A 9,504-nucleotide genomic window follows, 5' to 3' on the forward strand; every position below is an offset into this window, starting at 1 on the left:
ACCACAGAATTTCATCGCAATGCCGGAAAGTGAGCGTTATGCCTGCTGCGGCGGCTGGACCAGAGCGGCCGTGACTTTGCGGACGAGCGGCAGCACGAGCAGCAGCGTCGGAAAGGCGATGGGCCAGGACACCGCCCAGGACCGCAACCAGACGCCGACCGCGAGACCGTCGCTCATCAGCGTGCTGATCAGGGACACGATGCAGGTCATCAGAATGGACAGCAGCATCGGCAGAATCACCGCGGAATACCGGGCGGGCAGCTTGCCAAAAGTGTTGCGAGAGTTCATCGGTCGCTCCGTAAGTGTTCGTCAGGCAACGGCACCGCCGGATCAGCGGGGCCGGTGCGTTGGTTGACGTGAACGCTTACGGCGACAGGAAGTCGCGGCGCCGAGCATAGGACAGCCGCACGCGGCGGCGCAAGCCGTGCCCGCACCGCCGCGTGCACCGATTGCTCAGGCGCGGGCTTCGATCTTCAGGTCGCCGGAGACGACGCCGCGGGTCATCGGCCGCGCCAGCATGTCGTGCGGGAAACCGAGTTCGATGGCGCTGGCCCGCTCGAGCCGAGCCAACTGCGCGGGGTCGAATTCGACATCGAGCGCGCCGAGGTTGTCCTCGAGTTGGGCGGCGGTGCGGGCGCCGATGATGGGCGAGGTCACACCGGGATTGCGCAGCGTCCAGGCCAGCGCGACCTGCGCGGGCGTCTTGCCCAGCTCGGTGGCGACATCCTTGACCACGTCCGCGTTGGACAGCGACCGCTCGGTGAGCGCGCCCTGCGCGGCCGCGACGTTCTTGCGAGTGCCCTCGACCGAGCCCTCGCTTCGGTGATCCAGGTCTTCGCGGGTGTATTTGCCGGTGAGCACGCCGCTGCCGAGCGGTGACCACGGAATCACGCCCAGTCCCAGCTCGCGAGCCATCGGGATGAGGTCGCGTTCGACGGTGCGCTCGATCAGGCTGTATTCGATCTGCAACGCGATCAGCGGTGACCAGCCACGCAGGTCGGCGATGGTCTGCATGCGGGCCACCTGCCAGGCCGGCGCATCGGAGATACCGACGTAGAGCACCTTGCCCGAACGCACGAGATCGTCCATGCCACGCAGGATTTCGTCGACGGGAGTCATGAAGTCCCAAGCGTGCAAGTAGAGCAGATCGATGTAGTCGGTGTTCAGCTTGCGCAGGCTCGCCTCGACCGAGGCGAACATCGACTTGCGGTGGTTCCCACCGGAATTGGGGTCACCCGGTCGGCGCAGCATGGTGTATTTCGTTGCCAGCACCAGGCTTTCGCGATTGTCCGCGGTGAATTCGCCGAGGAGTTGCTCGGAGGTGCCGTTGGTGTACTGGCTCGCCGTGTCGATGAAGTTTCCGCCGCGGTCGAGATAGGTGTCGAAGATCTTGCGGGCCTCGTCCTTATCGGCGCCCCAACCCCAGTCGGCGCCGAAGGTCATCGTGCCGAGGGACAGCGGAGACACCCGAAGACCGGAGCGGCCGAGCAGCCGGTAGGTGTCGAGGGTACGGACTCCGGACATGTCCAGCTCCTTGTCGTTGGTGCTGCGTTGGTGAGGAAACCCAGTCTTCAGCGGTGCGACAGGAGGGGTAAGGGAAGGTTTTTCCTGGGAAAGCCAGTCCTAGGCAGCCGTAATATCGACGGTGATGACCGGAATGGTGAACGCGACAGACGGCGCGAACTCGGGGGCCGGCGGCGGCCGCAGGGCGGCGAGCGCCACCGATCCCACCCAGGAATTGGCGGCCTTCCTGCGCGACCGGCGCGAGCGCCTGACGCCCGCTGACCTCGGGTTACCGCCGCGCAGGCAGGCGCGGCGCACGCCGGGGCTGCGGCGCGAGGAGGTCGCGGAGCTGGCGGGGGTCAGCACCGACTACATCGTCCGGCTGGAGCAGGGACGCGGCCTGCGTCCGTCCGCCGACGTGCTGGAGGCCTTGTCGCGGGCGCTGCGGCTGACCGCCGACGAACGCGCCTACCTGTTCGATCTGGCCCGGCAGCGGCAGCCGAATGCTGGGAAACCGGCCACCGTACCCGCGCCCGCGTTGGCCATGCTGGTGCATGATCTGTCGCCGCTACCGGCGATGCTCATCAACCACCGCTACGACATCCTGGCCTGGAATCGGGAGATGTCGCGGCTGATCATCGACTTCGACACGGTGCCGCCGCGCCAGCGCAACTCCATGTGGCTGTGCCTGATGGAGCCGAGCATGCGCGATTTCTACGTGGAGCGGGAGCGCATCATCCGCGAGGGTGTCGCGGATCTGCGTGCGGCCTGGGCGGCCCATCCGGACGATCAGGTGCTCGGCGAGCTGATCGCGGAGTTCACCGCACGCAGCGCCGAGTTCGAGGAGGGTTGGGCCAGGCACGACGTGCGGGTGCAGGGCCGCGGCGCGAAACCGCTGCGGCACCCGGTCGTCGGGCGGCTGGTGGTCAATTACGAGGTGTTGATGCCGGTGCAGGATCCGGACCAGCGCATCATCATCTATCGGGCGGCCGACGCGGATTCGCAGACGGCGCTGGACCGGCTGATGGCCGATCCGGCGCCGTTGGTCGATCGGACGGCCTCGGCGGAGCTCACTCCACCGAGCTGAGCACTAGCTCCTCGTCCTCTTCCTCCGACTCCTCGTATCGGCCCTCCCAGTCGTCGTACACGGGTACTTCGTCGTCTCGCGTGACAACCCACTCCAACGAGTACGAGCCCTCCTCGTCGATGGGAACCATCACGTTCTCGATCTTCACCCCGATGCCCAGGACCTCGGCGGCCCGGATCACGTCGGGCAGATCCTCGCCACGGACCACAGTCTGATTGGCGTAAACGGTAACCATGCGCCGAATGGTAGCTGGAACCTCCGACAGGCTGTGGGCCGATCCAGAATCCTCGCGGACGAACAGGCGCTGACCGGGGTATGTGTACGACAAAAGCCGCCGTGGTCGTCGAGGCCACGGCGGCTGCGTCAGAAGCATGCGGTACCGGATCGGTACCGGGGAATCAGATCTTGTTCAGAGCCAGCGCGAGGGCCGACTTCTTGTTGGCGGCCTGGTTGGCGTGGATGACGCCCTTCGAGGCAGCCTTGTCGAGCTTGCGGCTCGCGGTCTGGAGCTGCGCGGCGGCCTTCTCTTTGTCGCCGGCCGCGGCAGCTTCCCGGAAGCTGCGGATCGCGGTGCGCAGCGAGGACTTCACCGACTGGTTACGCTTGCGCGCTTCCTCGTTGGTACGGATCCGCTTCAACTGGGACTTGATGTTGGCCACGCCTGTTTCCTCGTGTTCCTGTCGCTGAGTGGTCTGTGCTGGAAAAGTTCCTGCGCGTGCGTCGCACCCTCGATAAACGGGTAACGCAACGCCGAAGGTCGAGAATACCAGCCGCCGCTCGGGGCACGAAATCAGCACCGTCGTCCAGCGCTACGCCGACGCGTTCGACCTCGCCGCCCGTGCCGCGGCGGCCGACGGGGCTCAGCGATCCCGAGGTCGTTGTAGAGAGCACACCTCTGGCGTAGCGTCCCCGGTACAACCCGTTGATCTTGAACGGCACTGTTTTCTGAGCGACACCACGGCTGGCAATAGCTATACGTCTGGAACGCGGAAGGTGGACAGATGTCTCCAACGGCTCAAGAAGTTGTGGAAGAAGTCGCCGAGTACGGGCCGATTCCCGACAGCAAGAAGTGGGGAGCGGAGGCGCTCGGCACGTTCGTCCTGGTCATGGGCGGTGTCGGGACGGCGGTGCTCGCGGGGGATCGGGTCGGGGCGCTGGGTGTGGCGTTGGCCTTCGGACTCTCACTGTTGTTTCTTGTTTATGCGATCGGGCCGATCTCCGGCTGCCACGTGAATCCCGCCGTGACGGTCGGTCATCTGCTGCTCGGCAGAATCAGCGTGGTCACCGCGGTCGGTTATTGGATCGCGCAATTGATCGGTGGATTCCTGGCCGGACTCGTGCTGTTCGCGCTGGCGAAGAATCTGCCGTCCTACGACCGCGACGTCAATGGACTCGGCGCGAACGGCTGGGGGGCGCACAGCCCTTCGGCGCAGAAGGGGCCACTCGGTGAGGTCGTGCTGCAGAACGGCTACGGGCTGGCCGCGATGATCATCATCGAGGTGATGTTGACCGCGCTGCTGGTGTTCGTGGTGCTCGCCTCGACCGATCAGCTCTCCGATGTGCCGCTGGCCGGCCTGTCGATCGGTGTCACGCTGGCCGTCATCCACCTGATCTCGATCCCGGTGGACAACACCTCGGTCAACCCGGCGCGCAGCCTCGCCGTCGCCCCCTACCAGGACGGTGCGATGGGGCAGGTCTGGGCTTTCGTGGTGTTCCCGCTGATCGGCGGTGCACTCGGCGCGCTCGTGTACGGCCTGCTGTTCGGTCGCTCGCGCAACGTGCTGTCCTGAGTTGATCCGAGAGCCCATCGGCGCCGAGGGGTGCCGATGGGCTCGCGGCTATTCCGTGGTTCGGGGAACGGCGTTGCAGGTCAAGACGATTGCCGTAATCGATTCAGTGCCAGGCGTATTCGGCGCACAACCGGTGGGCGACGAGGTCGAACGACTTGCGGGGCAGGATGGCGCCCTCGCGCCGGATACCCGCCTCGGGCACGTCGAGCACCCGATCCAGCCGAACCCAGCTCGGCCTGCCCTCCGGATCCCAACTGCCGCTGCCGATTCCGACCCAGTTCGGGTCGCGCGCCCGGTCCGCCTTCGACGACAGCATCAACCCGAGCAGGGTCCTGCGGTCGCGCCCGACCACCAGCACCGGCCGGTCCTTGCCATTGCTCGGATCCTCCTCGAACGGCACCCAGGTCCACACGATCTCACCCGGGTCAGCCCGCCCGTCCAACTGCGGCGAGTACACGATCTGCCGGGCCCGCTCGGCCGTCGGCACCGGAGTGGACGCGGTCGGGCGCACCTTCACCGGAGGCGTGCGCCGCTGACTCAACGACCCCACCAGCCGCTCCACCAACCGCGGCCCCTGCTGCCTGACGAGCTTGGGACCCTGCTCCTTAGCGATAAGTCCGAGCTGCTTGCCGAGGGAGTTCCAACTTCGGGCCATATTCGCAATATAACGGCGCACCGCCGTCTTCTCACGCGCGCCGCGACAGTCCTCGATGCGCCGATTCCGGCGCACAATGCCGGACCGAACGACCAGTCCCAGCCAGGACCTTCGCGACCAGGGACGAACCGGCTACCAAGAGGATTCGGGTTCATAGCAAAACGACACCAGGTGTGTGAGCGCCCACTGTTTCCGGCCGGGGATCACCCTCGGTGGCACCCCGATCCAGCGCTTCAGCACACCGATGGCGGAAGCTTCGTACTGCTCATGGGACGATAGAGGACAGTTTGCCGATACCCATGAGGAGTGGAGTGCCCGCCAGCTTCGCCGACACGACGTTCACCGATCCGTCTCGGATCCGGAACTTTTGCATCATCGCGCACATCGATCACGGGAAGTCGACGCTGGCCGATCGGATGCTGCAACTGACCGGTGTGGTCGAGGAGCGGCAGATGCGCGCCCAATATCTGGACCGGATGGATATCGAGCGTGAGCGCGGCATCACCATCAAGGCGCAGAACGTGCGGCTGCCGTGGCAGGTGGACGGCACGGATTACGTGCTGCACCTGATCGATACGCCGGGCCACGTCGACTTCACCTACGAGGTGTCGCGCGCACTGGAGGCCTGCGAGGGCGCGGTGCTGCTGGTCGACGCGGCGCAAGGGATCGAGGCGCAGACGCTGGCGAACCTGTACCTGGCGCTGGACAAGGATCTGACGATCATCCCGGTGCTCAACAAGATCGACCTGCCCGCCGCCGACCCCGACCGCTACGCGGCCGAGATCGCGCACATCATCGGCTGCGACGCCGATGACGTGCTGCGGGTCTCGGGCAAGACCGGTGTCGGCGTGACCGAACTGCTCGACGAGGTCATCAAGACGGTGCCCGCGCCGGTCGGCGACCCGGACGCGCCCGCTCGCGCGATGATCTTCGACTCGGTCTACGACACCTACCGTGGCGTCGTCACTTATGTCCGCGTGGTGGACGGCAAGCTCACCCCGCGCGAGAAGATCAAGATGATGTCCACCGGCGCCACGCACGAGATGCTGGAGATCGGCATCGTGTCGCCGGAGCCCAAGCCGACCCAGGGCCTGGGTGTCGGCGAGGTGGGCTACTTGATCACCGGCGTGAAGGACGTGCGCCAGTCGAAGGTCGGCGACACGGTGACCGCCATGCGCAACGGTGCGACCGAGCCGCTCACCGGTTACCGCGAGCCGCGCCCGATGGTGTACTCCGGTCTCTACCCGGTCGACGGCTCCGACTACCCGGACCTGCGCGACGCCTTGGAGAAGCTGCAGCTCAATGACGCCGCCCTGACCTACGAGCCGGAAACCTCGGTGGCGCTGGGCTTCGGCTTCCGCTGCGGGTTCCTCGGCCTGCTGCACATGGAGATCACCCGGGAGCGGCTGCAACGCGAGTTCGACCTCGACCTGATCTCCACCGCGCCCAACGTGGTCTACACCGTAGAGATGGAGGACGGCACCAAGCATGTCGTCACCAATCCCTCGTACTGGCCGGAGGGCAAGGTCCGCCACGTCTTCGAGCCGGTGGTGAAGTGCACCGTCATCTCGCCGAGTGAGTTCATCGGCTCGATCATGGAGCTGTGCCAGGCGCGCCGCGGCGAGCTCGGTGGCATGGACTACCTGTCCGAGACCCGCGTCGAGCTGCGCTACACCATGCCGATGGCGGAGATCATCTTCGACTTCTTCGACTCGCTGAAGTCGCGCACCCGCGGCTACGCCAGCCTCGACTACGAAGAGTCGGGCGTGCAGGACGCGGCGCTGGTCAAGGTCGACATCCTGCTCCAGGGTGAGGCAGTGGACGCGTTCAGCGCGATCGTGCACAAGGACGCCGCGCAGGCCTACGGCAACAAGATGACCAGCAAGCTGCGCGAACTCATCCCGCGCCAGCAGTTCGAGGTGCCCATCCAGGCCGCCATCGGCTCGCGCATCATCGCCCGCGAAAACATCCGCGCCATCCGCAAAGACGTGCTCGCCAAGTGCTACGGCGGCGACATCAGCCGCAAGCGCAAACTGCTGGAGAAGCAGAAGGAAGGCAAGAAGCGGATGAAGACGATCGGCCGCGTCGACGTCCCGCAGGAAGCCTTCGTGGCTGCGCTCTCCTCCGACGCCGCGTCGGACAAGCCGAAGGGGAAGTAGGGCCCGCCCGCTCCGGGACCGGATCGACCGAACTCAGCCTGCGGGCTGCACGGCGATCCGGACCTGGAGGCGTACGCCACCTGCCGGGCTCTTGGCGAGTTCGGCTGTGCCGGAGTGTAATTCGGCTTGTTGCTGTACCAGCGCGAGACCCAGCCCCGAGCCGGGGGAACCCGGTCCTTTGACGAAACGGTCGAACGCCTTGGGGCACAAGGTGTCCGGGATGCCGGTTCCGTCGTCGTCGATGAGGATCTCCACCCTGTCTGCGGCGGGGCGGACGGTGATGGTGACGGTGTCGGCGTGACCGTGCTGGACGGCGTTGGCTACGGCGTTGGTGACGATGAGCATGAGGCCGCCGGGGAGGCCGGTTACCGTGACGGGCTCGCATTCGACGAGTTCGATGCGGACACCGGGGTGTCGGCGTTGCGCGTCTTGGGTTGCGCGGTCGAGGGTTTCGCAGAGGTCGAAGGGTTCGAAGATGTCGGGCTCGGTGAGTTCGCCGACGGCGAGCCGTTCGAGATCGGTGAGGGTGTTTTCGATCTGTTGTTCGGCGAAGAGCACCTCGTTGAGGATGGTGCCGCGCTGGTCGGCGGGAATCTCCTTGGTGGCCAGCACTTGTAGGTCGGTCCGCAAGGCGGTGAGCGGCGTGCGCAATTCGTGGGCGCAGACGGCGGCGAAATCGCGGGCGCTGGTGAGGGCGTGGTTGGTGGCGCGGTGGGCGGCCTCGAGCCGGGCGAGCATGCGGGTGATGGCGTCGGAGAGCTCCTCGGTCTCCTTGGCGCCGCGGCCGGACAGCGGTGGGAGCTCCTCGAGGGTGTCGATGCCGTGCGTCGCGGTGGCCAGTGTGCGCAGCGGTCGCGCGGCATAACCGGCCAGCAACCAGCCGAGCAGGGCGGCGACGACAGCGCCGGCCACCCCGATGCCGAGGCCGATGAGCTGGCTGCGGTGGATGGCCGAGGCGACCACGTCGCGGTTCGGATCGAGCGATACCAGCACACCGGGCAGGCCGTCGACCCGGGTCACCGCTGCGTCGCTGGGTACGCCGGGCACCGAGTATTCGGGGACATCGACGACCGAAGGGGCGCGGGCGTCCACCGAGGGTTGCGTTTCCGTGTACGGCGACGCGACAGACGGTGGGGGCAAAGGGGTTTCCGCATAGGGAGGTGTGCCGGGTGCCTGCGATCCCGGATACGGCGGCGGAAGCGGCTCCGCCGGAGCACCTTTGAACGGCGGCGCAACCCTTACCGCCATCGACGAAACGGTCTCGTCCAACTGCCGCTCGCCGGTCGCGTTGAGCAACGCGGCGAACGTGATGGTCAGGGTGAGGGCGACGAGCGCGGCGACGACCGCGGACACCAGCGCCACCCGGGTACGCAGCGACGGTGACCGCTTCACGGCTGCTCCCGTAGTACGAAGCCGACCCCGCGCACGGTGTGCACCACCCGTGGCGCGCCCGGCGCCTCGAGCTTGCGCCGCAGATACGAGACGAACACATCGACCACATTGGTGTCGGTGGCGAAGTCGTAACCCCATACGGCGGAAAGGATCTGCTCGCGACCGAGCACGATGCCCGGATGCTCGGCAAGCAAGGCGAGTACCTCGAACTCTCGTTTGGTCAGGTCGACCGGGGTGCCCGCGGCCAGCACCCGGTGCCCGGCCAGGTCGATCTGCACCTGACCGATCCGCACCTGGGTGCCGGGACGTTCGGCGGGGGTCACCCGGCGGCGCAGCAAAGCCCGCAGCCGGGCGACCAGCTCGCCTAGGTCGAAGGGTTTGGTGAGGTAATCGTCGGCGCCGCGTTCGAGGCAGGCGATGCGGTCGGTCACCGCGCTGCGCGCGCTGAGCACGCAGATCGGGATGTCGTTGCCCATCGCGCGCAACGCGGTGACCACGCCTTCACCGTCCAAGGTCGGCATGTTCACGTCCAACACCATGGCGTCGGGGGCCGCGGTACGCACCATCGACAGCGCCTCGGCGCCGTCGCTCGCGGTCACCACCTCGAAATCGGAGAGTTCCAACCCGCGTCGTAGCGAGGCGAGCACGCGAACCTCGTCGTCCACGACCAAGATCCGGTGTCCGGTCATGGATCAACATTAGTCCCGGTCAGCGCACGCTGGCGACGACGCACCCCGGCTCACCCGGAGCGGCGGGCAGGGTTTCGGCCGGTGCGCCGGGTACGTCGTCGGCCGGGATCGCGGGCATGGGCGCGATCGGGACGGCGGGGACGGCACCGGGCGGCAGTTCGCGTTCGATGGTGACCCACGGGCCGTCCGGTCCTTCGCCCCGGGTGATCACCACCGGCTCGCTGGGATC

General features: G+C 66.8%; 10 protein-coding genes and 1 pseudogene. 3 read left to right on the plus strand and 8 right to left on the minus strand.

The window, feature by feature from the left end; genetic code table 11:
• Window positions 1-36: 36 nt before the first annotated feature.
• Both NN4_RS33670 and NN4_RS33675 read right to left on the minus strand, forming a co-directional pair.
• Entirely contained in the window at window positions 37-288 is a 252-nt protein-coding gene (locus NN4_RS33670; protein WP_107654851.1) for a DUF2798 domain-containing protein, read from the minus strand.
• A 165-nt stretch (window positions 289-453) separates the two neighbouring features.
• Complete coding sequence (locus tag NN4_RS33675; RefSeq protein ID WP_147139795.1) at window positions 454-1,524, minus strand: aldo/keto reductase; 1,071 nt, start codon at window positions 1,522-1,524, stop codon at window positions 454-456.
• A gap of 124 nt (window positions 1,525-1,648) precedes the next feature.
• On the opposite strand from NN4_RS33675, the gene NN4_RS33680 reads away from it, so the two are divergent.
• Window positions 1,649-2,590, plus strand: a complete 942-nt coding sequence (locus NN4_RS33680; protein WP_246181223.1) for a helix-turn-helix domain-containing protein — start codon at window positions 1,649-1,651, stop codon at window positions 2,588-2,590.
• Here the strand turns inward: NN4_RS33680 and NN4_RS33685 are convergent.
• Together NN4_RS33685 and rpsT are read right to left on the minus strand one after the other, a co-directional pair.
• Window positions 2,574-2,825 carry a hypothetical protein gene (locus NN4_RS33685; RefSeq protein WP_107654853.1) on the minus strand — a complete coding sequence of 84 codons (252 nt, stop codon included), beginning with the start codon at window positions 2,823-2,825 and terminating at the stop codon, window positions 2,574-2,576. The two genes, NN4_RS33680 and NN4_RS33685, sit on opposite strands and share 17 nt — an antisense overlap.
• A gap of 163 nt (window positions 2,826-2,988) precedes the next feature.
• Complete coding sequence (gene rpsT, locus NN4_RS33690; protein WP_107660148.1) at window positions 2,989-3,249, minus strand: 30S ribosomal protein S20; 261 nt, start codon at window positions 3,247-3,249, stop codon at window positions 2,989-2,991.
• Window positions 3,250-3,591: 342 nt separating this feature from the next.
• Here rpsT and NN4_RS33695 point away from each other — a divergent pair, with 342 nt between their 5' ends.
• Window positions 3,592-4,380 (plus strand): aquaporin, encoded by a 789-nt coding sequence (locus NN4_RS33695; protein WP_147139797.1) that lies wholly within the window; start codon window positions 3,592-3,594, stop codon window positions 4,378-4,380.
• Between the two features lie 103 nt (window positions 4,381-4,483).
• Here NN4_RS33695 and NN4_RS33700 read toward each other — a convergent pair whose 3' ends face one another.
• Window positions 4,484-5,035 carry a type II toxin-antitoxin system PemK/MazF family toxin gene (locus NN4_RS33700; RefSeq protein WP_147139798.1) on the minus strand — a complete coding sequence of 184 codons (552 nt, stop codon included), beginning with the start codon at window positions 5,033-5,035 and terminating at the stop codon, window positions 4,484-4,486.
• Between the two features lie 299 nt (window positions 5,036-5,334).
• On the opposite strand from NN4_RS33700, the gene lepA reads away from it, so the two are divergent.
• A complete protein-coding gene (gene lepA, locus NN4_RS33705) occupies window positions 5,335-7,194 on the plus strand; it encodes a translation elongation factor 4 (RefSeq protein WP_147139801.1) in 1,860 nt (619 codons plus the stop codon).
• A gap of 33 nt (window positions 7,195-7,227) precedes the next feature.
• Here lepA and NN4_RS33710 read toward each other — a convergent pair whose 3' ends face one another.
• From NN4_RS33710 to NN4_RS45335, 3 genes and pseudogenes are all read right to left on the minus strand, one after another.
• Window positions 7,228-8,586: a sensor histidine kinase gene (locus NN4_RS33710; RefSeq protein WP_147139803.1), complete on the minus strand. Its 1,359-nt coding sequence runs from the start codon at window positions 8,584-8,586 to the stop codon at window positions 7,228-7,230.
• On the minus strand, window positions 8,583-9,275 hold the full coding sequence (locus tag NN4_RS33715) for a response regulator transcription factor (protein ID WP_107654860.1): 693 nt from the start codon (window positions 9,273-9,275) through the stop codon (window positions 8,583-8,585). The genes NN4_RS33710 and NN4_RS33715 overlap by 4 nt, the downstream gene beginning before the upstream one ends.
• 19 nt (window positions 9,276-9,294) lie before the next feature.
• Window positions 9,295-9,504: pseudogene (locus NN4_RS45335) on the minus strand (hypothetical protein); the annotation flags it as partial.

It is taken from the genome of Nocardia ninae NBRC 108245 (assembly GCF_007990755.1).
GTDB classification, from domain to species: Bacteria; Actinomycetota; Actinomycetes; order Mycobacteriales; family Mycobacteriaceae; genus Nocardia; species Nocardia ninae.